The sequence below is a fragment of the Hyphobacterium sp. CCMP332 genome, from assembly GCF_014323565.1.
Taxonomy (GTDB): domain Bacteria; phylum Pseudomonadota; class Alphaproteobacteria; order Caulobacterales; family Maricaulaceae; genus Hyphobacterium.
The window spans coordinates 820280-844523 of sequence record NZ_CP058669.1; the positions used below are offsets into that span (position 1 = coordinate 820280).

19 protein-coding genes, 3 tRNA genes and 1 pseudogene are annotated in these 24244 nt (G+C 57.9%); 16 read left to right on the forward strand and 7 right to left on the reverse strand.

Annotated features, from left to right (window positions below; genetic code table 11):
* Positions 1-32: 32 nt before the first annotated feature.
* Together glnA and HXX25_RS04190 are read right to left on the reverse strand one after the other, a co-directional pair.
* Entirely contained in the window at positions 33-1436 is a 1404-nt protein-coding gene (gene glnA, locus HXX25_RS04185; protein ID WP_187167261.1) for a type I glutamate--ammonia ligase, read from the reverse strand.
* A gap of 53 nt (positions 1437-1489) precedes the next feature.
* The gene (locus HXX25_RS04190) at positions 1490-1828 is read right to left on the reverse strand and encodes a P-II family nitrogen regulator (RefSeq protein WP_187167262.1); all 339 of its coding nucleotides are present in this window, start codon (positions 1826-1828) and stop codon (positions 1490-1492) included.
* 96 nt (positions 1829-1924) lie between these two features.
* On the opposite strand from HXX25_RS04190, the gene HXX25_RS04195 reads away from it, so the two are divergent.
* Positions 1925-3457, forward strand: coding sequence for an NAD(P)H-hydrate dehydratase (locus HXX25_RS04195; RefSeq protein ID WP_187167263.1), 1533 nt, complete (start codon positions 1925-1927; stop codon positions 3455-3457).
* 29 nt (positions 3458-3486) lie between these two features.
* Entirely contained in the window at positions 3487-5766 is a 2280-nt protein-coding gene (locus tag HXX25_RS04200; RefSeq protein WP_187167264.1) for an NADP-dependent malic enzyme, read from the forward strand.
* Between the two features lie 46 nt (positions 5767-5812).
* Here HXX25_RS04200 and HXX25_RS04205 read toward each other — a convergent pair whose 3' ends face one another.
* Positions 5813-6193: an endonuclease domain-containing protein gene (locus HXX25_RS04205; RefSeq protein WP_187167265.1), complete on the reverse strand. Its 381-nt coding sequence runs from the start codon at positions 6191-6193 to the stop codon at positions 5813-5815.
* A 217-nt stretch (positions 6194-6410) separates the two neighbouring features.
* On the opposite strand from HXX25_RS04205, the gene HXX25_RS04210 reads away from it, so the two are divergent.
* Complete coding sequence (locus HXX25_RS04210) at positions 6411-7751, forward strand: MATE family efflux transporter (protein ID WP_233346874.1); 1341 nt, start codon at positions 6411-6413, stop codon at positions 7749-7751.
* Here HXX25_RS04210 and HXX25_RS04215 read toward each other — a convergent pair.
* On the reverse strand, positions 7729-8334 hold the full coding sequence (locus HXX25_RS04215; RefSeq protein WP_187167267.1) for a methyltransferase domain-containing protein: 606 nt from the start codon (positions 8332-8334) through the stop codon (positions 7729-7731). The genes HXX25_RS04210 and HXX25_RS04215 overlap by 23 nt on opposite strands.
* 123 nt (positions 8335-8457) lie before the next feature.
* Here HXX25_RS04215 and HXX25_RS04220 point away from each other — a divergent pair, with 123 nt between their 5' ends.
* The 11 genes from HXX25_RS04220 to HXX25_RS04270 all read left to right on the forward strand — a co-directional run bounded on the left by HXX25_RS04220 (position 8458) and on the right by HXX25_RS04270 (position 18548).
* Positions 8458-8640 carry a hypothetical protein gene (locus tag HXX25_RS04220; protein ID WP_187167268.1) on the forward strand — a complete coding sequence of 61 codons (183 nt, stop codon included), beginning with the start codon at positions 8458-8460 and terminating at the stop codon, positions 8638-8640.
* Between the two features lie 59 nt (positions 8641-8699).
* On the forward strand, positions 8700-9455 hold the full coding sequence (ppk2, locus tag HXX25_RS04225) for a polyphosphate kinase 2 (protein WP_187167269.1): 756 nt from the start codon (positions 8700-8702) through the stop codon (positions 9453-9455).
* 60 nt (positions 9456-9515) lie between these two features.
* A tRNA-Leu gene (locus HXX25_RS04230) sits at positions 9516-9595 on the forward strand.
* A gap of 435 nt (positions 9596-10030) precedes the next feature.
* Positions 10031-11575, forward strand: a complete 1545-nt coding sequence (tig, locus tag HXX25_RS04235; RefSeq protein ID WP_187167270.1) for a trigger factor — start codon at positions 10031-10033, stop codon at positions 11573-11575.
* A gap of 137 nt (positions 11576-11712) precedes the next feature.
* Positions 11713-12342: an ATP-dependent Clp protease proteolytic subunit gene (locus HXX25_RS04240; RefSeq protein WP_187167271.1), complete on the forward strand. Its 630-nt coding sequence runs from the start codon at positions 11713-11715 to the stop codon at positions 12340-12342.
* Between the two features lie 159 nt (positions 12343-12501).
* Complete coding sequence (gene clpX, locus HXX25_RS04245) at positions 12502-13788, forward strand: ATP-dependent Clp protease ATP-binding subunit ClpX (RefSeq protein ID WP_187167272.1); 1287 nt, start codon at positions 12502-12504, stop codon at positions 13786-13788.
* A gap of 160 nt (positions 13789-13948) precedes the next feature.
* Positions 13949-16357 carry an endopeptidase La gene (lon, locus tag HXX25_RS04250; protein ID WP_187167273.1) on the forward strand — a complete coding sequence of 803 codons (2409 nt, stop codon included), beginning with the start codon at positions 13949-13951 and terminating at the stop codon, positions 16355-16357.
* A 127-nt stretch (positions 16358-16484) separates the two neighbouring features.
* The gene (locus HXX25_RS04255; protein WP_187167274.1) at positions 16485-17645 is read left to right on the forward strand and encodes a prephenate dehydratase domain-containing protein; all 1161 of its coding nucleotides are present in this window, start codon (positions 16485-16487) and stop codon (positions 17643-17645) included.
* Positions 17646-17667: 22 nt separating this feature from the next.
* A tRNA-Val gene (locus HXX25_RS04260) sits at positions 17668-17743 on the forward strand.
* Positions 17744-17906: 163 nt separating this feature from the next.
* The gene (locus tag HXX25_RS04265) at positions 17907-18143 is read left to right on the forward strand and encodes a GIY-YIG nuclease family protein (protein WP_187167275.1); all 237 of its coding nucleotides are present in this window, start codon (positions 17907-17909) and stop codon (positions 18141-18143) included.
* A 328-nt stretch (positions 18144-18471) separates the two neighbouring features.
* Positions 18472-18548: transfer RNA gene (locus HXX25_RS04270), tRNA-Asp, on the forward strand.
* A 63-nt stretch (positions 18549-18611) separates the two neighbouring features.
* On the opposite strand, the gene HXX25_RS04275 is transcribed toward HXX25_RS04270, so the two are convergent.
* A complete protein-coding gene (locus HXX25_RS04275) occupies positions 18612-19814 on the reverse strand; it encodes a hypothetical protein (protein WP_187167276.1) in 1203 nt (400 codons plus the stop codon).
* Between the two features lie 139 nt (positions 19815-19953).
* On the opposite strand from HXX25_RS04275, the gene HXX25_RS04280 reads away from it, so the two are divergent.
* A complete protein-coding gene (locus HXX25_RS04280; RefSeq protein ID WP_187167277.1) occupies positions 19954-20652 on the forward strand; it encodes an IS6 family transposase in 699 nt (232 codons plus the stop codon).
* A gap of 51 nt (positions 20653-20703) precedes the next feature.
* Here HXX25_RS04280 and HXX25_RS04285 read toward each other — a convergent pair.
* Positions 20704-21048 (reverse strand): annotated as a pseudogene (locus HXX25_RS04285) (transposase); the annotation flags it as partial.
* Positions 21049-21192: 144 nt separating this feature from the next.
* On the opposite strand from HXX25_RS04285, the gene HXX25_RS04290 reads away from it, so the two are divergent.
* Positions 21193-22116 carry an endonuclease/exonuclease/phosphatase family protein gene (locus HXX25_RS04290; RefSeq protein WP_187167278.1) on the forward strand — a complete coding sequence of 308 codons (924 nt, stop codon included), beginning with the start codon at positions 21193-21195 and terminating at the stop codon, positions 22114-22116.
* 114 nt (positions 22117-22230) lie between these two features.
* Here HXX25_RS04290 and HXX25_RS04295 read toward each other — a convergent pair whose 3' ends face one another.
* Entirely contained in the window at positions 22231-23877 is a 1647-nt protein-coding gene (locus HXX25_RS04295; protein WP_233346876.1) for a hypothetical protein, read from the reverse strand.
* Positions 23878-24244 lie beyond the last annotated feature (367 nt).

Here is a 24244-nt window from a genome sequence, read left to right on the forward strand (position 1 = left end):
CTCCAGCCGTAATTTCGTCGATCCGGAAAAGGTCAGACCTTGTAGTACATGTCGAATTCGACCGGGTGGGGATGCATGTCGTAGCGCAGCACTTCCTCCATTTTCAGCTCGATAAAGGCATCGATCTGATCATCGTCCATGACATTGCCCTTTTTCAGGAAGTCACGGTCCGCATCCAGCGCATCCAGCGCTTCGCGCAGCGAGCGGCAAACCGTGGGAATATCCTTCAATTCCTCTGCCGGCAGATCATAGAGATCCTTGTCCATGGCATCGCCCGGATGAATCCGGTTCTCGATACCATCAAGGCCCGCCATCAATAGCGCCGAGAAGGTGAGGTAAGGGTTGCCGGCCGGATCCGGGAAGCGGGTTTCAATCCGCTTGCCCTTCGGCGAGGTCGAATACGGAATACGGATGGAGGCCGACCGGTTGCGTGCGGAATAGGCCAGCAGAACCGGGGCTTCAAAGCCGGGCACCAGACGCTTGTAGGAATTGGTCGTGGAATTCGCAAACGCGTTGATCGCGCGGGCGTGTTTGATGATGCCACCGATGTAGAAGAGGCAGTTTTCCGAGAGGTCGGCATATTTGTCGCCAGCGAAAAGGGGGCTGCCATCTTTCCAGATCGACTGGTGCACATGCATGCCGGAGCCATTGTCACCGACAACCGGCTTCGGCATGAACGTGGCCGTGCGGCCATAGGCGTGGGCGACATTGTGCACGATGTATTTGTAGACCTGCATATTGTCGGCCATGCGGGTCAGCGTGTTGAAGCGCATGCCGAGCTCGTGCTGGGATGGTGCGACCTCGTGGTGATGTTTTTCCGGCTCCAGACCCAGTTCGGTCATGACGGCCAGCATTTCGGAGCGCATGTCTTGCGCGCTGTCGATCGGCGGGACCGGGAAATAACCGCCCTTGGGTCCCGGGCGGTGGCCCATATTGCCGCCTTCCATCTGACGGCCGGAATTATACGGGCCTTCCTCGGAATCAAAGGCATAACCCGTGTTCTGCTGGTCCGTTGACCAGCGCACATCGTCAAACACAAAGAATTCGGCTTCCGGACCCACATAGACCGTGTCGCCAATACCGGAAGACTTGAGATAGGCTTCGGCCTTCTTGGCGGTCGTCCGCGGGTCGCGGCTGTAGGCGTTGCCCGTGCCGGGCTCCAGAATGTCGCAGAACATGTTCAGCGTCTTGTTCTGGAAGAAGGGGTCAACGGTTGCGTTCTGGACGTCCGGCATCATCGTCATGTCGGAATCATTGATGGCTTTCCAGCCATTAATGGACGAGCCATCGAACATCACCCCGTCTTCGAAGAAATCATCATCGGCCATGGAGGCGTCAAATGTGACATGGTGGAGTTTTCCGCGCGGATCCGTGAAGCGCAAATCTACGAACTCGATTTCTTCGTCTTTGATTTTCTTTTGAATGTCGTTTGACATTGGGGGTAGGCTCCCTTTTTGGGGCTGCTGGGATTGAGGGGTGAAGTCGGACCCTAAATGGCATTCTCATCGGCTTCGCCGGTCCGGATGCGGATCGCCTGATCAACGGGGGATACGAAAATCTTGCCATCGCCAATGCGTCCGGTGCGGGCGGCAGTCTGGATGGCTTCGACGATCGCTTCGACGCGGGATTCGGGGGCAATGATCTCCAGCTTCACCTTGGGCAGAAAGTCGATGACATATTCTGCGCCGCGATAAAGCTCCGAATGACCTTTCTGGCGGCCAAAACCCTTGGCCTCGGTTATGGTCATTCCCTGCACACCGATCTCCTGGAGCGCATCGCGCACATCATCCAGTTTAAACGGCTTGATGACGGCTTCAATTTTTTTCATGGCCCCCGCTCACGATTGTCGACGTATGTTGAAACGTGCGAGAATCAAACCCGCCACGCTTTACGCACTTGCAGCATAAACGGAATTTGATCGAAAATGCATCCCCTCGCAAACAAAATTCTTTCCGTAGACGGTCATCGGGCTGCAGATTCTTTTGCAATTGAAAACGGTGTTGCCGGATTAGCGCTGATGGAAAGGGCCGGGCAGGCAGTGGCGCGGGAAGTCACAAGGCGTTGGGCGCCGCGTCCTGTCATCGTCCTTTGTGGTCCCGGTAACAATGGCGGCGACGGTTTTGTCATGGCCCGCCAGCTGGCCGAAGCGGGCTGGCCGGTTGACGTTGCTCTGCTCGCCGATGATGCGGATTATGGCGGAGATGCTGCCGCCATGCTCTCGAAGTGGCAGGGCCGCACTCTGCCCATGGCTCAGGTCGACTTGGCTCAATATGAACTCATTATCGACGCTATCTTTGGCGCTGGTCTGTCGCGGCCGCTTTCCGGAATTGCCTTTCAACTGGCGCACAAGCTGGATGAAGCGGGCGGCCCCATCATCGCGATCGACATTCCCAGCGGGGTTGTCGGCGATACGGGCGAAAATGGCGGGTGCTGTTTCAGGGCCGACCTCACAGTCACTTTCAACTGCCTCAAGCCGGCGCATGTGCTCGAGCCCGGTCGGTCACTGTGTGGCGAAGTGGTTCTGGCAGATATCGGCATCCCGGATGGATGGGAGGACGGTATCGAGGCTGAGGCAGAGCTGAACGCGCCATCGCTATGGCCGCGCCTGCCACTTTCTGATCCCGGCCACATTCACAAGCACCAGAAAGGACGGCTGTGTGCGGTCAGTGGTCCATCGACCGCGACCGGCGCAGCGCGCCTGGCGGCGTCAGCGGGACTGCGGTCCGGGGCCGGGCTGGTGACCCTTTTGAGTCCGCCATCCGCCCTGCAGGTCAACGCCATGCATCTGACAGCGGTGATGCTGGACAGGTTTGAAGATGCCCAAAGCCTGATCGATGCACTGGACGCGCGCCGCGCGACGGCAACCATCATCGGTCCCGGATGCGGCGTGGGGGAGCAAACCCGCCAACTCGTTGTGGCCGCTGCGTCCCGTGAGGGCTCCCTGTTGCTGGATGCCGATGCGTTGACCAGTTTCGAGGAGGATCCCGGAAGTCTGTTCTCGCATTTGCGCACACATGACGTTCTGACGCCGCATGAGGGTGAATTCCGCCGCCTTTTCCCGAAGCTCTTCAGTCACCATCGCAGCAAGATTGAACGGACCCGCATGGCGGCCGGGCTTGCCGGTTGCGTGGTGCTGTACAAGGGCTCGGATACGGTGATTGCGTCGCCTGACGGGCGGGTTCGGGTCAATACCCATGCCAGCGTTCACCTCGCCACAGCCGGGAGCGGGGATGTCCTGGCCGGAATTATTGGCGGCCTGCTGGCGCGCGGATTTTCATCCTTCGATGCCGCCTCCATTGGTGCCTGGGTCCATGGAGAGGCCGCGATCCGTCTTGGGGCAGGGCTGATCGCAGAGGACCTGCCCCGCATTTTGCCCGAAGTATTTGCAGATGTGTCGCGCCGCCGCCGGATTTTCGCCATGCGGGCGGCTTTAAACGCGCGCCACAACAACGCATAAAGAAACCGAATCTGACAGATTGAGTCGAAATGCCTGACCATTCAAAACGTGACGACCTCTCGGCCTTCGATCGTGAAGCGCTGGATTTCCACAGCCGGCCCACGCCGGGCAAGCTGGCCCTGCAACCCACAAAGCCGATGTCGACGCAGCGGGATCTGTCGCTGGCCTATTCGCCGGGCGTTGCTGTTCCGGTAAAGGAAATCGCGGCCAATCCGGATGCGGCGTATGACTATACGTCCAAGGGCAATATGGTCGCCGTGGTCTCCAATGGCACCGCCATTCTGGGCCTTGGCAATCTGGGGGCCATGGCCTCCAAGCCCGTTATGGAAGGCAAGGCGGTTCTGTTCAAGCGCTTTGCCGATATCGACGCCTTCGATGTCGAGGTCGAATACACCGATCCGGACCAGTTCGTGGAATGTGTGGCCGGTTTCGGCAACAGTTTCGGTGGCATCAATCTGGAAGACATCAAGAGCCCGGAATGTTTCGAGATCGAGCAGCGCCTGCGCGAACGGCTCGACATCCCGGTCTTCCATGACGACCAGCACGGCACGGCGATTATCGCCGCGGCGGGCCTTCTGAATGCCTGTGAACTGACCGGCAAGAAGCTGAAAGACCTGAATGTGGTTCTGGTCGGGGCTGGCGCGGCGGGCCTGTCCGTGATCGAGCTGCTCCAGTCCATGGACGTGGACAGGGACAAGACCATCGTCGTCGATATTGATGGCGTCGTCTATGAAGGCCGCGAGGGGCTTTATCCGCGCCTCGCGACGCAGGCGGTGAAGACGAAACTCCGCACGCTTGAAGAGGTCGTGAAAGGCGCCGATTGTCTGATCGGCCTTTCGGCTGCCGGCGTGATCAAGCCGGACATGGTCAAGTCGATGGCGAAAAATCCGATCATTTTTGCCATGGCCAATCCGGAACCGGAAATCCGCCCGGAAGTGGTGAAGGAAATCCGTCCGGATGCCATCATGGCGACAGGCCGGTCGGACTTCCCCAATCAGGTCAATAACGTGCTGGGCTTTCCCTATATCTTCCGGGGTGCGCTGGACGTGCGGGCCCGCACGATCAATGAAGAAATGAAAATTGCTTGCGCCAGGGCGCTGGCCAATCTGGCGCGGGAAGATGTGCCGGATGAAGTCGCCGCAGCCTACGGCAAGGGCCGGATGAAATTCGGTCCGGACTATATCATCCCGACGCCGTTTGATCCGCGCCTGATCTCGCACATCCCGCCAAGTGTGGCCCGCGCCGCCGTCGATTCCGGCGTTGCCCGGATAGAAGCGCGCGACGATGAGAACTATCGCCAGTCACTCGCCCGCCGCGCCGACCCGACCGCTGCCTTGCAGCAGCGCGTGGCGGCGGCGATCCGGGCGGATCAGAAAACCATCGTGTTTGCCGAGGGCGAAGCGCCCAGCGTCATCCGCGCCGCTCATGCCTTCCAGACCCAGGGGCTGGGAAAGGCGATTCTTGTCGCCCGCGAGAATATCGCCCACGAAAACATGCGCGAACTCGGCGTCCCGGAAGATTCGCTTGAAATCTGGAATGCACGCCTGTCGGATCACAATTACGACTATGCGCAATATCTCTACAAGCGCCTGCAGCGAAAAGGCTATCTGAAACGGGACGTGCAGCGGATGGTCAACACCAACCGCAATGTCTTCTCCGCCTGCATGGTCAAGATGGGGCAGGCGGATGGCATGGTCACCGGCGTCACGCGCCACACCAATGTCGCGATGGATGATATCCGTCTGGTGCTGGATCCGGTGCCGGGCGGCCGCATTGTCGGCATCAATGCCGCCATTTCCCGCGGCCGGACCTTGCTGATCGGGGACGTCATGGAAACCGAGTTTCCCTCATCCGAAGAGCTCGCCGACATTGCCGTTGAAATGGCGGCCACGGCGCGCCGCTTCGGCCTGACACCGCGCGTCGCCTTCCTGTCCTATTCCTCCTTTGGCAATCCGCCAGGCGAGCGCACCGAAAAAATGTCGGGCGCGGTCCGCCTGCTGGACGCGCGGGGCGTGGATTTCGAATATGAAGGCGAGATGGCGGCCGATATCGCGCTCGACCCTGACCATCATGAGCTCTACCCGTTCTCCCGCCTGTCAGAGCCCGCCAATGTGCTGGTCATGCCAGCCGTGCATTCCGCCTCCATCGCCACGCGCCTGTTGAAAGCGGCGGGCGCGGCGACGGTGATCGGGCCGATACTGGTCGGGCTGGAAAAATCGGTTCAGGTCGCGCGTCTCGGCGCCAAGGTGTCCGACATCGTCAATCTGGCGGGGCTGGCGGCGTATGATCCTTCAAGGGCAGCGCTGTAGTTGTACTCTTTTCCCTCTCCCTTGAGGGAGAGGGGGAGGATGGCTTTCATTCCTGAAAGCAATCCTCAGGGTGAGGGGGCGGCTGGACGTGCTGCAACGCTCGCAAGGCATCCGCGATCTGGTCAAAAACACCGTCCATGGATTCATGCACCTCGACATTCCACAACCGGATGACAGTCCAACCCGCTGCTTCAAGCTTGAGTGTCCGAACGTCATCCTTCGCATTCTCGAAATGCTGCCCGCCATCGATCTCGATGATCAGTTTCACCTCGAAGCACGCGAAGTCAGCAATATACCCCTCGATGGGTTGTTGCCGCCGGAACTTGAAGCCGAGTGGCCGCTCGCGAAGCATGTTCCACACCTTGCGTTCGGCATGTGTCGCATCGCCGCGCAATCGCCGGGCCAACGGTGTCAGACGCTCTGGCACGCGCCAAGGTTATCACAAAGACCCCTCACCCTGACCCTCTCCCTCGAGGGAGAGGGGAATTTTACCTCACACCCGCCTCATCACATCGTGAGGTGCAATCGCGCGCGAACGCTCCTATATCCGACCTTCGAATGAGGGGAATTTGATGGCTGGGCGCGCATCTCGTGACATGACGACAGGACCAGTCTTTGGTCACATTTCAAGAATGATGATCCCGATGAGTTTCGGAATCGTCGCCATGATGCTGACCGGCGTCATCGACACCTACTGGGTCGGTACGCTCGGCACGGCTCAACAGGCTGCCGTCCAGATGAGCTTCCCGGTCACCATGCTGGTCATGAGTGTCGCCATCGGCCTCGGGGCCGGAGCGGTGTCCGTTGTTTCCCGCGCGGCCGGTGAGAAAGACGATAGCGTCATCAAGCGCACAGCGACGGATGCCCTGTCACTGTCCATTCTGGCGGTCGGCGCGGTCTCTATTCTCGGCATCCTCTTCATCGAACCCATTTTCCGCACGCTTGGCGCATCGGAAACCATGATGCCGCATGTGCTGGACTATATGTCGGTCTGGTTCGCTGGCATTGTTCTGATTGTCGGCCCGATGGTCGCCAGCAATATCCTGCGCGCGCTCGGCAATGCGGTGTTGCCGTCGATGATGATGATCGGCGCGGCGGTCGTGAACATGGTGCTCGACCCCTTCTTCATTCTGGATGAATTCATGGGTCTGCCGGGCCTCGGCTGGGGCGTCTCGGGCGCAGCGCTGGCCACGGTGGCGGCCAATGCGGTGACCTTTATCCTGATCAGCCTTTATCTGGTGTTCCGCGAGAAGCTGATCGACTTTTCCTGGAACGGGTTTGACGATCTCTTCCATAATTGGGGCGAGATCGCCCGCGTCGGTGCGCCCGCAGCGGCCTCGAACACATTCAATCCCTTTGCCCTGACGGTTGTCATGTCCGGCCTCGGCATGGCGCAATTTGGCGATGCGGCGGTTGCCGGCGTCGGTGTGGGCGCGCGCCTCGAAGCCTTCGCCATTGTGCCTCTGTTTGCCCTGTCAGCCTCGATCGGACCGGTCACGGGGCAAAACGGTGGAGCGGGGATTACATCGCGGGTCCGCGAAGCCTTCGCCAAGAGCTTCCTTTTCTGCATCATCTGGTCGCTGTCTCTGGGCGCGGTGATCTTTCTGACCCAGCAATGGCTGGCACCTGCCTTCCTGCCGAGCGATATGGGTCAGGACGTGGCGCGCACTTACTGGTCCTTCGTCACACTCACCATTGGCGGGTATGGCATCACAATGGCGGCCAGCGCCGGTTTCAACGGGCTGGGCCGCCCATCCTTCGGCGTCATGATCACGTCCAGCCGCGCGGTGATGATGGCGGTCTTCGCGGTCACGGGTGGTATGGTCATGGACGCCCCCATCGGCGTGATTCTCGGAATTGCACTGGCCAATATCCTGTCCGGCGTCGGCACGGCAGGCTATGTCCTGTTCCGTGCGCCCATGGAGGCCCGCAAGCGCCGTATGCGCAAGGCACCGGAACCGGTCAGCGCCGCGTCAGAATCGTAGCCAGTTCCGGTTTTCCGCTCAGTGACGGGTGCGGATAGGGGACGGGCTCGCCGTCCGGCCAGACCCATCGATCCTCCGGAAACAAGTCCTGCATCGCCGGGATGGCGCAGCCATAGGGCGGGCCGCCCGGCTCCTCTTTTTGCATGAAGAGGGCGAACAGCTTGCCGCCCGGCTTCAGCCAGGCATGGACCGCCTGCTCGTATTCCTCGCGCAAACGCGGCGGGATGGCGCAAAGGAAGGTCTGCTCGTAGACGGCATCCAGTGGCGCGTCCGGTCGCCAGAGCAGGATGTCGGCCTCGATCAGTTCGGCTGACAGCCCGGCTTTCTCCAGATGAGCTTTTTGCCAGGCCAGCGCCGTTTCCGAGAGATCTGCGCCAATGGCGGCCTTGCCCTGAGCTGCGAACGCCTGAAGTTCGTGCGAGCGCCCGCATCCCGGCACAATCACGCGCGCCACATCATCGAACGCGCCATTGTCGCGCCAATCCTGGAATGCCGGATGCAGACCTTGCCGTTCCCAGGGTGTGGTCTCGTCGCGAAAACGCTGGTCCCAGTCCATCGGTGTGCGTTCTGAAGTTTTGGTCATGGCGCTCGCTTTCCACAGAATTTGTCCCCGATTATTTCCGTTCAGGTTGAAACAATCGAGCGTTGGCAACAGTTTACGGATCGGGTTGGGGATTGGCGGCATGATCAAGGAGGCTGACCTGACATGCGGGACGCCATTCGCACAGGCATAGCGCTCATCTGTCTGACCATCGCCATCTGCCTGGCTCTGGTTTTCGGACTGGCCTACATGCGGGGCGAAGGATGGTTCGACGGGCCCGGCGAGCGTTCGCTTTTCATCCAGCCGGAACCCGGCGAAACAGAAAGCGGGGATGCACCTGACCGCTAGCGCTGGTCCTGAACCCTGTTTTGGCCCAGTTTGCAGAAGCCAGAAACGGAGAGGTCGATTTGGACAAGGAGACATATCGCGCAGCATTGCGGCAGGCGCAGATCAACCTCGTCGATTTACAACGGCATGTCATTTCCCGGGGAAAGCGCCTTTTGGTCATCCTCGAAGGCCGCGATGCCTCCGGCAAGGATGGCACGATCAAGCGCATCACCGAACATCAGAGCCCGCGCGAAACCCGGGTCATCGCACTCGGCAAACCCAGCGAGCGCGACCGCTCATCCTGGTATTTCCAGCGCTGGACCTCTTTTCTCCCGGCGGAGGGCGAAACCGTTCTGTTCAACCGCTCCTGGTATAACCGCGCCGGCGTCGAGAAAGTCATGGGCTATTGCTCGGACGCGCAATATGAAAGTTTCCTGTCGGATGTCGGGTCGTTTGAAAAAATCCTGATTGATGATGGGCTGATGCTGCTAAAATACTATCTGGATATTTCAAAACGGGAACAGATTGAGCGTCTGGAAGATCGTCGCCAGAATCCGCTGAAAACCTGGAAAATCAGTCCGATTGACGCCGTCGCCGTGGAAAACTGGGATGCCTATTCAGCCGCCCGCAACCGCATGCTGATCGAGACTTGCCAGCCCTTGCCCTGGCGGGTCGTGAAAGCGGACGACAAGCATGTCGCACGGCTCACAGTGATCCACGATATCCTCCGGACGATCGATTGCGGCGGCTATTCCCACCCGGTGCCCGAACACGACATCAATCATCTGCGATACTGGGGCCAGCCCGACATCAGCCGATCATTCCTGGTGCCCTGAGCAAAAGCGGTTGCACGGCCCGGCAATCTGGCATTATGAACCCGGCCACCGGAATACTGTGCGGGTGTGGCGGAACTGGTAGACGCGCTGGATTTAGGTTCCAGTATCTCACGATGTGGAGGTTCGAGTCCTTCACCGTAGTTATCTGCGCGCCAAATTTGATCCGCTGGATCAAATTTAGGCGCGGAATGCCCCGGCAGGGGCCGTCGCTCTCTTCGAGAGCTTCGGCTCGGCCAGCCAGCTCCTTTTTGGTTGTTTCCGTTGCGCGCCCCCCGGGCCCTTGTCATCGTCGGTCGTGCTACGGGCCGTGCTCACATGAAACACGCTCAGGGCTGGGGCGCTGGCGGGTTTGATCACTCACGCGCACCGAACGTCAGAGCGAAAGCTGTCGCGCCGTAGCCTTGGCGAAGTCGGGCTACCACGTTTCATCCACTAAAAACGCTGTATGGATGCGGCAGATGAACCGGATACAGAAGCGGCGTTGCGTGAATAAAGCGGGCATGACATAACCCGCGCCTTCAACGCGGCGGAGTCGCATTGCCCCGCTGATCGCCAACCTTGCCAGGACCGTTTAAATGCAAGTTACAGAAAAAGCCGCCGAAGGCTTGAGCCGCACTTTCGAGATTGTGATCCCGTCCAAGGATCTGCAGGCTCGCCTCGACGCCAAGATCATGGAAATCCGCCCGCAAGTGCGCCTGAAGGGCTTTCGCCCGGGCAAGGTGCCGGCGGCGCACATCAAGAAGGTCTTTGGCGAGTCCATCCTCGGCGATCTTCTGAATGATGAATTGCTGCCGCAATCCATCGATTCCACGCTGAAAGAGCGCTCCATCGAGCCTGCCTCCCAGCCGCGGATTGAAATCAAGAGCGATCCCAAGGCTCTGGTCTCCGGTTCCGACTTCGAGTTCAAGATCGAGCTGGACATCATGCCGTCCTTCGAGGCGCCGGACCCGAAATCGCTGAAAATCACGCGCCCGGTGGCCGAGGTCGAAGACGCCCAGATTGACGAGGCGCTGGCCGAACTGGCGAAGGAAAGCCGCGCGTTTGAAGAGAAAAAAGGCAAGAACGCCAAGGCCGAAGACGGCGATGCTGTTCTGGTCGACTTTGTCGGCAAGATGGATGGTGAAGTCTTCGAGGGCGGCTCTGCGCAGGATGCGCGCGTCGTCATTGGCGATGGCGCCTTCATCCCGGGTTTTGAAGAGCAGCTCAAAGGCGCCAAGAAGGGCGACGAGATCGAGTTGAAGGTTACCTTCCCGAAGGATTATCAGGCTCAGAATCTCGCCGGCAAGGAAGCCGTTTTCGAGACCACCGTCAAAGCGGTTGAAGCCCCGGCCGAGTCGAAGATTGATGACGAGCTGGCCAAGCGCTTCGGTCTGGAAACGCTGGACTCGCTGAAAGATGCCCTGAAACAGCGTTTCGAGCGCGAACATGCAGCCCAGTCACGCATGCGCGCGAAGCGTTCGCTTCTGGATTCTCTCGACACCGACAAGGAATTTGATCTGCCGGCGTCAATGGTGGATGCCGAGTTTGAAAACATCTGGCGCGAAGTCAGCCATGCCATCGAGCACGGACATCTCGATGACGAGGACAAGGACAAGTCGGAAGACGAGCTGAAAGCCGAATACCGCACCATCGCGGAACGCCGCGTGCGTCTGGGGCTGGTGCTGGCGAAGATTGGCCAGAAATCCGGTGTGCAAGTCACGCAGGAAGAAATCGCCCGTGCCATCAACCAGGAAGCCCAGCGCTATCCGGGTCAGGAACAGCAGGTCGTTGAGTTCTACACAAAGAACCCGAACGCTGTCGCTCAGGTTCGCGCGCCGATCTACGAGGAAAAAGTCGTCGATTACGTGCTCGAACTTGCCACGGTAACCGATGCGCCGGTCTCTCGCGAAGCCCTGTTCTCTGACGAGGACGATATTCTGTCCGGTGCCAAAAAGCCGGCCAGGAAGAAGGCGGACGCCAAGAAATCTCCGGCCAAGGCCAAGAAAGCCCCGGCCAAGAAAGCCGCTGCAAAGGCGGAGGACAAGCCGGCTGCCAAGAAGGCGCCTGCCAAGACCGCAGCGGCCAAAAAGCCAGCTGCCAAAAAGGCGCCTGCAAAGAAAACAGCTGCCAAGAAAAAGTAGTGGCCGTTAACCTTTGCTGACATCGATAAGACGCCCCGCCTTGCGCGGGGCGTTTTGCGTCGCGATAGTCATGTCCAGTCTGAATAGCCGAATCGGACGGGCGTCCTGCCCGGACCACAAGCCTGCTGGAGCGCGCGATGAAAGATCCTCAAGAAGTGATGATGAACCTTGTTCCCATGGTCGTGGAGCAATCCAGCCGCGGTGAACGCGCCTACGATATATATTCGCGGCTTCTGAAAGAGCGCATCATATTTGTGACCGGTCCTGTCGAAGACAATATGTCGAGCCTGATCGTGGCGCAGCTCCTGTTCCTGGAATCGGAAAACCCGAAGAAGGAAATTGCCATGTACATCAATTCGCCGGGCGGCGTGGTCACGTCGGGCATGGCGATTTACGACACGATGCAGTATATCCGCAGTCCCGTCGCGACCGCCTGCATGGGCATGGCCGCGTCCATGGGCTCGCTGCTGCTGTGCGGCGGACATCCCGACATGCGCTCGGCCACACCGAATTCCCGTATCATGGTGCACCAGCCATCCGGGGGCTTCCGTGGTCAGGCATCCGATATCCAGCGCCATGCCGAGGATATCATCAAGACCAAGAAACGACTGAACGAAATTTACGTAAAACACACGGGTCAGACCTATGATGAGGTCGAGGCGAAACTGGATCGCGACACCTTCATGTCCTCGGAAGAGGCGAGGGACTGGGGGTTGATCGACCACGTTTATGCCACCCGCGAGGACGCAACTGGCGGCGCAGGCTGAGGCCTTTGCCACTGATCCGGGGCTGTTCTCACGGGTTGGCAGTGGAGCGATTTGGGTGTGTGATTACGTTTCGCTAACATTCGGCACCGATCTTGCGGGGGTCGAACAGGAAGCGCGAAGCGATTGTGTGACGTGTCGGAGTGACGAACAGGTGGGGAAATGAGCAAGTCATCAAATAACGGCGGCGAAGCCAAGAATACGCTCTACTGTTCGTTTTGCGGCAAAAGTCAGCACGAAGTTCGCAAGCTGATCGCCGGACCAACCGTCTTCATTTGCGATGAATGTGTCGAGCTTTGCATGGACATCATTCGCGAGGAAAACAAGACCTCGCTGGTCAAGGGCAAGGAAGGCGTGCCCACGCCGACCGAGATATACAAGGTCCTGAACGATTATGTCATTGGCCAGGATTGGGCCAAGCGCGTTCTTTCGGTCGCGGTCCACAATCATTACAAGCGTCTCAATCACGCCACCCAGAATCAGGATGTCGAGCTGTCGAAATCCAACATCCTGCTGATCGGGCCGACCGGTTGCGGTAAAACGCTTCTGGCCCAGACGCTCGCGCGGATCATTGATGTACCGTTCACGATGGCCGATGCCACCACGCTGACCGAGGCCGGTTATGTGGGCGAGGATGTCGAGAATATCGTTCTGAAATTGCTTCAGTCCGCCGACTACAATGTCGAACGCGCCCAGCGCGGCATCGTCTATATCGATGAAATCGACAAGATTTCCCGCAAGTCCGACAATCCGTCCATCACCCGTGATGTTTCGGGTGAGGGCGTGCAGCAGGCCTTGCTGAAGATCATGGAAGGCACAGTCGCTTCCGTGCCGCCGCAAGGGGGCCGCAAGCATCCGCAGCAGGAATTTCTGCAAGTGGACACGACCAACATTCTCTTCATCGTCGGCGGTGCATTCGCAGGCCTCGAGAAGGTGATCTCACAACGCGGCAAAGGCTCCTCCATCGGCTTTGGTGCGGATGTGAAGGACGCCGATGATCGCCGCACGGGCGACATTCTGCGTGAATGTGAACCAGATGATTTGCAGCGTTTCGGTCTGATTCCGGAATTCGTAGGCCGTTTGCCGGTGATCGCCACGCTGGAAGATCTGGATGAAGACGCTCTGATCGAGATCCTGACCGAGCCGAAAAACGCACTTGTGAAGCAGTATCAGCGCCTGTTCGAGATGGAAGGCGCGACGCTGACCTTCACCGAAGACGCCTATGCTGCCATCGCCAAGAAGGCCATCACGCGTAAAACCGGCGCGCGCGGTCTGCGCTCGATCATGGAAGGCATTCTGCTGGAGACCATGTTCGACCTTCCGGGCCTTGAAGGTGTGGATGAAGTGGTTGTCAACGCAGATGTGGTCAATGGCGGTGCGAAACCGCTCTTTATCTATGTCGAGAACGAAGCGTCAGAGAAAAAAGACAAGCGGCCAACCGCCTCCTGACTGTTTCGCGCAGATAAGCGGTTGAATACCGGCGCGGCGACAACCATTTAGATTTCAAGCTGGGAAAGCTGTGCAAGACGCGTAATCGGCGCGCTTGCAAGGCTGCGAATCGTATCAGCATGATGCGACGGCGGCTTATTTGTCAGGAGTTCAGACGCATATGACCGAGACCAAAATCCTTCCGCTCTTGCCCCTGCGCGACATTGTTGTGTTTCCACACATGATCGTGCCGCTCTTCGTCGGCCGCGAGAAATCCGTCGCCGCGCTGGAAGAGGTAATGCGGGCCGACAAGCAGATTTTGCTCGCCACCCAGAAAAATGCCGGCGACGACGATCCGTCGACCGGGAATATTCACACCATCGGCGTCCTGGCGTCTGTCCTGCAATTGCTGAAACTGCCCGACGGCACGGTCAAGGTGCTGGTCGAGGGTGGTTCACGCATCGAAATCGAGCGCTTCCTCGATAATGCCGCCTATTTCGAGGCTGAAGCGACGCTCCTCAATGAGGATATCGGCGACGCCGCCGAGATGGAGGCGCTGATGCGTGCCGCGGCCGTGAAGTTTGACGACTATGTCAAACTGAACAAGAAAGTGCCGCCGGACGCTCTGGCGACCATCAAGGAAGTCACCGATCCGGCGAAGCTGGCCGACGCGATTTCCGCACACCTTGCCGTCAAGATTGCCGAGAAACAGAACCTTCTGGAACAGCGCGATGTGGCGCGCCGTCTGGAGCAGGTGATGGGCCTGATGGAAGGCGAGATTTCGGTTCTGCAGGTCGAGAAGAAAATCCGCAGCCGCGTCAAACGCCAGATGGAGAAGACGCAGCGCGAATATTATCTCAACGAGCAGATGAAGGCGATTCAGCGCGAGCTGGGTGAGCCCGATGACAGCCGCGAAGAGATGGCCGAGATCGAGGCAAAGATCGAGAAGACCAAACTCTCCAAGGAGGCTCGTGAAAAGGCGGATGCGGAATTCCGCAAGCTCAAGCAGATGAGCCCGATGTCTGCGGAAGCGACGGTTGTGCGCAATTACCTCGACTGGATGACGTCTCTGCCGTGGGGCAAGCGCAAGCGCATCAAGCACGATCTCAAGAAGGCCGAGGACACGCTGAATGCGGACCACTATGGCCTCGACAAGGTCAAGGAGCGCATTCTCGAGCATCTGGCCGTGCAGGCACGCGCCAAGAAGCTGAAGGGCCCTATACTCTGTCTGGTGGGCCCTCCCGGTGTCGGCAAGACATCGCTTGGCAAGTCCATCGCCCGGTCAACCGGGCGTGAATTCGTGCGGATGTCGCTTGGCGGCGTGCGTGATGAAGCGGAAATCCGCGGTCACCGCCGGACCTATATCGGTTCCATGCCGGGCCGTATCATTCAGGCGCTGAAGAAGAAGAAATCGACCAACCCGCTTTTCCTGTTGGACGAGATCGACAAGCTGGGCGCGGACTATCGCGGCGACCCGTCGGCGGCCTTGCTGGAAGTGCTGGACCCGGAACAGAACTCCACCTTCGCAGATCACTATCTGGAAGTGGATTATGATCTGTCCGACATCATGTTCGTCACCACGGCGAACTCGCTGAACATGCCCCAGCCGCTTCTCGACCGGATGGAGATCATCCGGATCGCGGGTTATACCGAAGACGAGAAGGTCGAGATTGCAACGCGGCATTTGCTGCCCAAGCAGATCAAGAACCATGCGCTCAAACCGGAAGAGTTTTCGGTAGAGGAGAGCGCCATCCGCGATCTGATCCGCTATTACACGCGTGAAGCGGGTGTCCGCAGCCTGGAACGTGAACTCGCCAATCTCGCCCGGAAATCCGTGCGCAAGATTGAAGGCGGCGAAACGAAGTCCGTCACCATCACGTCGGACAATCTCGGCGACTTTGCGGGTGTCCGCAAACATCGCTTTGGCGAAACCGAGGGCGAAGACCAGATCGGTGTGGTCACCGGTCTCGCCTGGACCGAGGTGGGTGGCGATCTCCTCACTATCGAAGCCGTCAAGATGGCGGGTCGTGGCAAGATGACCGTCACCGGAAATCTGCGCGATGTGATGAAGGAGTCGATTTCGGCGGCCAATTCCTTCGTGCAGGCGAGGGCGCCCAAGCTGGGCGTGAAGCCCACTGTCTTCCGGGCGACGGACATTCACGTCCATGTGCCGGAAGGCGCAACGCCAAAGGATGGCCCGTCTGCGGGTATCGGCATGATGACCGCCATCGTGTCGGTGCTCAATCAGATCCCGGTCCGCAAGGATGTCGCCATGACGGGTGAGATTACATTGCGCGGCCGTGTATTGCCCATCGGTGGACTGAAGGAAAAGCTGCTCGCAGCCCTTCGCGGCGGCGTGAAAACCGTGCTGATCCCGTCCGAGAATGAAAAGGATCTTGCCGAGATTCCCGACAATGTGAAGGCCGGTCTGACCATCGTTCCGGTATCCACGGTCGAGGAAGTCCTGGAGAACGCTCTGGTGAGCCCGATTATTCCGGCCGAATGGACAGAGGCGGATGATGCGGCTCTGGCCGCCCTTTCGACCTCACCACCAGGCGGCACGGCAGCAGGCAGCCCCATTGCCCACTGACCGGCAATAGCGAACAGACAAAAACGCCGCTCCGGAAACGGGGCGGCGTTTTTTATTGTGTTGCAACCGCGCCTTTCCATTTTTGCTGCACCTGCTAACGATCACGCAGAAGCAGGATGGGCCGGACATGCCGAAAAATACGCTGGAGAATTTGCGCGCCGAGATCGACGACACGGATCGCGATATTTTACGTCTGTGTGCAAAGCGGGCCTCGCTTGGCATTCAGGTCGCCCGCGCCAAGGCGCAGAGCGGTGCCGCTGTGCGCGACACGGCCCGGGAGCGGGACGTGCTCCGGGCGGCCATCGAGAATGGCGCCGCACTCGGGCTCGACCCGTCCGCCGTCGAGCGCCTTTACCAGACGCTGATCGAGCTCTCCCTCAGCGGTCAACGCGCCGAACTGGATGCACGGGCGGTCGAAGCGGAAGGCGAGGCGCGGGTGGCCTATCTGGGCGGTCCCGGCAGCTATTCTCATTTTGCGGCGCAGGCCCACTTTGCGGGCCGGCATTCGGCCATGGCACCTGTCGTGCGCCGCGATTTTGGATCCATTGTTCGCGCTGTTGAAGAGGGAGAAGCCGATTACGCCTTCCTGCCGATTGAAAACACCACGACCGGCAGCATCAACGAAGTCTATGACCTCCTTCTGGACACACAGCTGGAGATCGCCGGAGAGCATCATTACCGCGTCCGGCATTGCGTCGTCGGCCGGGGCAAATCGCTGAGTGGCATTTCCACGATTTACGGCCACCCGCAGGCTCTGGCCCAGTGCCGCCGATTCCTGTCGGGGCTTGAGGGGGTCACCCAGCGCTTTGCCAGCTCGTCGACGCGGGCGCTGGAACACGCCATGGAGGAGGGCGGCCAGACCGCTGCGATTGCCGGCGCCGATGCGGCCCGCCTGTTCGGTCTGAATGTGATTGATGACCAGGCCAGCGATGCCGGTGAAAACTACACGCGTTTCGTTTCGCTCGCGAAATCGCCCAAACCGCCAGCGCCCGGCCTGCCATGCAAGACCACCATCGTCTTTGCCACCAAGCACACGCCCGGCGCACTCGTCGACGGATTGGCCGCCTTCCGGGACGGGGGAATCAATCTGGCGCGGCTGGAAAGCCGTCCGGTCCCCGGCGCGCCGTGGGAGGAGATGTTCTTCCTCGATATCGAGTCCAATATGAACACACCGGAGTGCAAACGCGCCCTGACCGAGCTCGAAAACTGCACAACGCGGCTGCGCGTGCTCGGGTGTTACGGCGCAGATCGGCTGGCACCGTCATCGGTACTTCACGAACGCGAATAAAGAGTCTATCTAGCGATCAACCGGGCGGTTAGCTCAGCTGGGAGAGCATCTCGTTTACACCGAGAGGGTCGGGGGTTCGAACCCCTCACCGCCCACCATTCCAAGACGGTCTGCCGTGGCAGAAAATTTGATCCGGTGGATCAAATTTAGGCGCGGAATGCCCCGGCAGGGGCCTTCGCTCTCTTCGAGAGCTTCGGCTGGGCAAGCCAGGAGCAAGAGCGAAGGCTGTCACGCCGTAGCTTCAGCGGAGGCGGACCGGATTTGCATTTCGTCTATGTTCTCGAATCCGAAAGCGGTCACCACTTCTATGTCGGTCTGACGGATGACGTCGAGCGACGGTTGGCAAAACACAACTCCGGATCAGTATCACATACCGCGAAATTCAGACCTTGGATCCTTCGGACATTCATTGCTTTCAATGAAAGACAACGCGCGGCTGATTTTGAAAAATATCTCAAATCAGGATCGGGACGGGCCTTTGCGCGCAAGCGGCTCTGATAGCGTATTCGCTCGCTGGCGCGAGCTTCGGCTGGGCAAGCCAGCATCTGACCGAGCGAAGGCTGTCACGCCGTAGCTTTAGCGGAGGCGGACGCCTTTTCATTGTTTCCTTTGCGCGCGGCCCGGGCACCTTAAGTGTGGATGATCCGGCCAGATTGAAGAGCGGATTGGGCAATAGATTGTGCCAAACGCCGGGCCAGACCCATCACAGCCGAAAGCGGGGTAAGCGTATCGCTGCAATGGTCTGCACAACACCGCCAAACCCGCTTGACCACTGCCACGGCCTTGCGTAGACAACCGGCCTTCCCGAAAGGGATGGAATGGCCAAGCGGGTGTAGCTCAGTTGGTTAGAGCGCCGGCCTGTCACGCCGGAGGCCGCGGGTTCGAGTCCCGTCACTCGCGCCATTTCCTTCAATAAAATCAATATATTGTAGGAAGTGGCGCGCGCCGTTCCGACTTATTCCGAATCTATTTTTCATCATTGTTCCGACTCTTGGCTTCTTTTTCGGCTTTGAGCAGGTTTCGTCCAGAAGCTCGGTTGTCCCGAATCTTCATTCCGCGGGCTACAGTCGGTGGTGTGTAAGTGGCTTCGAGAAACCCATTCTTGTGAAGACTGTTAGCGAGAAGTTCAGCGCGATCCTCTGCCGATGCACCACCCAAGTCGGCCTCGAGATTTCCAGATCGACGGATATCTTTGAAGGTGCGTTTGTCGCCCGTGAAGACAAGGCTGCGGACCTTGCGGAAGTCTTTCGCGAAGGTGTCTTTATTTTTAAATGGTGCACCAGATTGCATCCGGATGATCGGCTCTTCATCACCCAGTTCTACGTCCAGCGATCCGATATATTCTGAGATCGCAGACATTAGGTTACATGAAACAAAGGGGAGGGCTTGTTTGCCGGTTTTCAGACGGTTGGTGTCAACGTAACCATCGCCCGCCTGCATTAGTTTCAAACGACTTTTTGACAGACAGCGAACGTCGCATGGTGACAATAGCGTTTCCCAACCGATCTGGATGGCTAGTGCCATGCCATGATAACCGTTGTCAGCCGCCGCACTGATCAGCAGATCAATTTCATCGGCAAACCAATATGCCGACGACCCTTTAGCTTGAGAATTGCTGATCCTTCCGATCGGCGCTTTGGTAAACACGCCTATTGCTTCAGCCTGTGAGAGTAATGAACGCCAGACCTTCAGGATGCGAAATCGCATGGACGGTGACAATTGGCCGGATTGTTCCAACAGCTTCATTTCCCGGTGGAAAGAAGCACTTTTGGCCGCGGTAATATTCAAAATCGGTGTGTGAGCGAAACGTTTTTCGATTTTAGGCCAAGCTCGATCATAATCCTCTCGCGTTCGCGGGGCCATATCCGCCCACACGTCGCTCTTCTTCCATTCGGTTACGAAATGGCCAAACGATCCTATTGGGTATCGCGGCCGCTCAGGGGCATCTTTGGGAACGGTCTTGCCCAGATCACGACATAGCAAATGATATAGCCGTAAGGCTTCCTGTTCGGCGTTGTCACCTGCTAAACCCAATGGGATTGTGGATTTTGGCGTTCCGTCATGACGGAACCAACCCGCACTTTTTGCTCGAACTGGTCCCGGTTCGAAAAATGCCCGGTTTCGACGAAGACGATAGTATTTCAATTTCGTGGACGGCTTCGTGGTCATCCGAAGACCTGCTCGAGGGTCCTGTCAGAGGAAACGGCCTGTTATCGGGTTGACCGATAATTTGGGCGCATGAAGAACCCGTTCCGAGGCGTTGTCAGAAGAAACTCGTTGTTAGCGGCTGAGCCGGTATTTTCGGCGAATGAGAAATCCGTTCCGCTATTTCAAAACGTCACCTGAGGTCATCCGACTTGCGGTGATGATGTATGTTCGGTTTCCGCTGTCGCTTCGGAATGTCGAAGACTTGCTCCACGAGCGTGGCATCGATCTGAGTCACGAAACGGTGCGGTTCTGGTGGAACCGGTTCGGCCCGATGTTCGCCTCCGAGATCAGACGAAGACGAGCCGAGCGAATGCGCGCCTGGGCACAGTGGCAATGGCATCTGGACGAAGTTTTCGTGAAGATAAACGGCAAGACGCACTACCTCTGGCGCGCCGTCGATCATGAAGGCGAAGTACTGGAAGCGTATGTGACTAAACGCCGGGATCGCCATGCTGCATTGAAGTTTCTGCGCAAAGCGATGAAGCGATACGGCAACCCGGAAGCCATCGTGACTGATAGATTGAAGTCCTATCGAGCCGCGATGAAGGTCCTCGGAAATGAAGACAAACAGGACGTTGGGAGGTGGCTCAACAACAGGGCCGAAAACTCACATCTTCCGTTTCGTAGACGCGAACGGGCGATGCTCAGATTCAGGCGAATGCGAAGTCTTCAGAAGTTCGCCGCCGTCCATTCCTCCGTCCACAATCACTTCAATTTAGAGCGCCACATCAACGACCGAAACTGGTTCAAAGAGAACCGGCAAATCGCGCTGGCCGAATGGCGGCAGCTCGCCGCCTAGCCCTCGACTTCCCTGGAAAACGGAGACCAGTTCGCTTTTGTCTGACACCACCCTTTTTTTGAGCAGACGGTTCTCCAGCGTCAGATCAGCCACGCATTCTTTGAGATCACGCGCCTGATGGCGCAGATCCTTGACCTCATCGCTGGTGGCTGCACGCGCAGTGTCACCGGCAAGCCGGCGTTTGCCAGCCTCCATGAACTCCTTCGACCATGTGTAATACAGGCTCTGCGCAATGCCTTCCTTGCGGCATAGCTCGGCGATGCTGTCGTCACCGCGCAGGCCTTCCAGCACGATCCTGATCTTGTCTTCAGCCGAGAAGTGTCGCCGCGTTGCCCGGCGGATGTCCTTTACCTCACGATCTGCAGGCTTTTTGGACTTTGTAGATTTGGCTCTCATCTTCATTCCTTGGTCATTACGACGAGAACCAAATCCTCCTTAAATCACAACCCCAATTCTGTGCCATAGGTGCTGACGGGGAACATTCGGCGCTATGACCTGCGACCCGCATGATCCCGCAATCGAATGGGAAGCGAAACTGTGATGATGCTCCGCAAAACAGCGCTATTTTTTGTCACCCCGCTGTGTATTCTGGTATCAGGCTGCACTGCTCCTTTAACGGATCAACCCGTCACCCCCTCATCATCATCCAACGACACAGTCCGTCTGGCAGCATGGAATGTCGAACACTTGGCGGATGACAATGGCGAGGGGTGTCGGGCACGGACCGATGACGATTATGCGGTGATGCGGACCTACATCGATCAAGTGGACGCCGATATCTGGTTCCTACAGGAGGTCGAGAACGAGGCGGCAATTGCACGTGTGTTCGGTGATGGATGGGCGATTTACGTCGATGATCGCGCCATTCCCGATACCAATTGGCCCGCCTGTTACGACAATCCTGATCAACGCCTTGGAATGCAAAGAACCGCCATCGTTGTTCGCGATGGCATCGAGCATCGGCGGCTACCTGACCTGAACACGTTGGATGTTGAAGGGTACGGTGGGCTTCGGCCGGGGGTTCGTGTGACCCTTGAAGGAGATCATCCAATTGAGCTCATCAGCCTTCACCTGAAATCAGGTTGTTTCACTGGGCAGGACCGAGATGCTTGTCCCATTCTGTTTGAACAGCTCGGCGTCTTGGAAACTTGGATCGATCAACGATCTGCGGATGGTCATCGAGTGATCATGGCAGGGGATTTCAATCGCCGTCTGGAAGCCCCCGGTGATGAATTTTGGAATGATCTGAATGATGGGAGCCCGTCACGGCTTCACATTGCCGGCGAGGGGACTGGTCCCCGCTGTAATCCACGATATCGCGAATTCATCGACTTCATCGTGTTCAACGATGCGGCATACGATGCCTATGTGATGGGCAGCTTCAACGAGATAACATTTGCAGAAGAACCGGATCGACAACCGTCAGATCATTGTCCAATCGCGGTTGATGTTCGGCGGGATTAGCGTTGGATTGCAAGTTGCCGACGGCAGTTGGAACGGGGTGGCTCTCAATAAACGAGGGAGCCGAGGGTTGCAGATCAAACCGACGGCGATCGGTAAAACCCAATAGGGCCCAACCTACATCTCTTGCGATTGGCGTTTTCGAAAATGAATTGTGTAGCCAACACTTCCCGACTGCACGACGACAATGAAATTATCTTTGGTGCAATCCGCAACGAATGCATGTTCCGTGACCACTTCTGTAGTGCCTCCGTTTCCATCGGGTAATCGCAAATTCCCAAAACCCGATATCGGTGATGCGAACAAACCATTGCCCACGAATGTCTGATCCATGGCGCCACCCGTGGCGCTGATGCCGCCCACGCCGGGCGTGACGGAATATTCCAATCCGGCAACTACATCTGCTTCTCTACTTGAATGAACCAAGGAAATCGAAAAGTCGGGTGATTGGCCGTCTGTCGGTGGCATGCCGAGAAAGGCATCGTAAACGTCGTCCATTTCAGCATTCAACAACTCTGGACAGCTATGCCCTCTGCGCGTCATGGCCATCAGACGAGATGTATCACTGAAGATCGATCGTGAACTGGGCGCAGACAGCCCGTCGGATTGAGTTGCCTGATAAACATACCGTCCGCGGAACCCGGAATTTATGCGATAGGGAAATGTCAGGTCCCCTGTACCCGTGTTAAACCTGAGTGTGATGTATTGAAGATATTCAAAGGTTCCCGCGAAGGTCGGGTTATTGGCATCGGCAAGATCGTAATTGCCTTGAACGATCACTACCTGATCTCCAAAACGTGTCGGCATGTAGCCCAGACCCAAGCCATCTTCATCGAATGCGATAATGCCGTCTCCCTGAAAACGGCCGCCGGGATCATTTTCTTCATCCCGGACCCGAAACGCATAGGAGCCAAATAAGGGAATTGCTGTTTCGCTCACCGACGTTTCCGGTGCCGTATAGGCAACTGAACTCGCGCCTCTTAGGAGTTGGTCGTCGGTCGGCGTGCCCTGATCGCGAAATTCGACCGAAACCCGAATGAATTCTGGATAGAAGGGAATTCCATAGTCGGGGTCGGATCGAACAAATATCGAGAATGTACGAGCGGTTCCGCCAATCGCCATATCGACAGAACCTGCGCGGGCGGCAAGGCACGCCCCCGTCGCTGGATTGGACTCGCAAATCTCAATCAAAACATTTGTATTCACTGTTGGTCCAACCAACACCGGTCTAGCCGTTACATTGGCGATCCCTGAGCCGATATTGATAACCGCGCCACCCGCAGCATTCGCACCGCCCGTCGTTGGTATACGCAACACGCCGTCGCCCGAAGGCGTGGCGAGAATCGTCACCAAATCGGGCGGAGAACCGGCCTCCGCCGTCAAATACAGGTCATTTATGCCCGGGCGGCCGAGAGCCTGTCCATTGTCACAAACAAAAACGAAGGGGATCGTTCCGGCAAATGGCGCATTAGGCGTGACCGCCAGCAAAAAGCCTTGTTGCCCATTAGAGGGAATATCGACGGGGGTATCAGGCATACCCGTTAGCTGGTTTGAGCCATTCACTGTTTGATACTGGAGCACCGTCGGGCTGTCATCGTCATACGATGTTTCCGCCCGGCAATTGGTGGCGGTCGTATCTCCGACATTCATGACGGTGGCAAATACAGTGGCGGGGGAACCAACCGCAACGGATCGAGCATCTGGTGCTGTCGCTGCTTCCAATTCCGGTGCGGCTTCAGCCGCAGCGAATGTCACTGCAAACAAGGCCCAAACGATTGACGAGTACATCATCCTGCACCTCACCACCAATAATCTCTACGACTTTTTGTAAAAACAGAAGCTTTAATTTCAAGAGAGGCACCATTTGGATGGAATAGGCGGCAAATTGAGTGAGCAAAATCTCACCACACACTGGGAAGACATGGAGCGCAGATTACGATGGAGATGGGGTGCTGGTGAGATTGGCAATCGAATGCAACCACTATGCTCCGGGACTATTCCGGGACTCTTAATCACATTTTATCCGTTTCAGGACCAATTGTTCCAGTTCATTCCGTTTCACGAATGTTCCGATTAGCCTGTAATAGCGTGCAATACGGCCTTATTCAGGGTTGTCACAGATGGTCAGACA

What these genes read in the sequence shown, in the direction of transcription:
- glnA (WP_187167261.1), bottom strand. Translation starts at nt 1,436, where the DNA reads ATGTCAAACGACATTCAAAAGAAAATCAAAGACGAAGAAATCGAGTTC.
- HXX25_RS04190 (WP_187167262.1), bottom strand. Translation starts at nt 1,828, where the DNA reads ATGAAAAAAATTGAAGCCGTCATCAAGCCGTTTAAACTGGATGATGTG.
- HXX25_RS04195 (WP_187167263.1), top strand. Translation starts at nt 1,925, where the DNA reads ATGCATCCCCTCGCAAACAAAATTCTTTCCGTAGACGGTCATCGGGCT.
- HXX25_RS04200 (WP_187167264.1), top strand. Translation starts at nt 3,487, where the DNA reads ATGCCTGACCATTCAAAACGTGACGACCTCTCGGCCTTCGATCGTGAA.
- HXX25_RS04210 (WP_233346874.1), top strand. Translation starts at nt 6,411, where the DNA reads ATGAGTTTCGGAATCGTCGCCATGATGCTGACCGGCGTCATCGACACC.
- HXX25_RS04215 (WP_187167267.1), bottom strand. Translation starts at nt 8,334, where the DNA reads ATGACCAAAACTTCAGAACGCACACCGATGGACTGGGACCAGCGTTTT.
- HXX25_RS04220 (WP_187167268.1), top strand. Translation starts at nt 8,458, where the DNA reads ATGCGGGACGCCATTCGCACAGGCATAGCGCTCATCTGTCTGACCATC.
- tig (WP_187167270.1), top strand. Translation starts at nt 10,031, where the DNA reads ATGCAAGTTACAGAAAAAGCCGCCGAAGGCTTGAGCCGCACTTTCGAG.
- HXX25_RS04240 (WP_187167271.1), top strand. Translation starts at nt 11,713, where the DNA reads ATGAAAGATCCTCAAGAAGTGATGATGAACCTTGTTCCCATGGTCGTG.
- clpX (WP_187167272.1), top strand. Translation starts at nt 12,502, where the DNA reads ATGAGCAAGTCATCAAATAACGGCGGCGAAGCCAAGAATACGCTCTAC.
- lon (WP_187167273.1), top strand. Translation starts at nt 13,949, where the DNA reads ATGACCGAGACCAAAATCCTTCCGCTCTTGCCCCTGCGCGACATTGTT.
- HXX25_RS04255 (WP_187167274.1), top strand. Translation starts at nt 16,485, where the DNA reads ATGCCGAAAAATACGCTGGAGAATTTGCGCGCCGAGATCGACGACACG.
- HXX25_RS04275 (WP_187167276.1), bottom strand. Translation starts at nt 19,814, where the DNA reads ATGACCACGAAGCCGTCCACGAAATTGAAATACTATCGTCTTCGTCGA.
- HXX25_RS04280 (WP_187167277.1), top strand. Translation starts at nt 19,954, where the DNA reads ATGAGAAATCCGTTCCGCTATTTCAAAACGTCACCTGAGGTCATCCGA.
- HXX25_RS04290 (WP_187167278.1), top strand. Translation starts at nt 21,193, where the DNA reads ATGATGCTCCGCAAAACAGCGCTATTTTTTGTCACCCCGCTGTGTATT.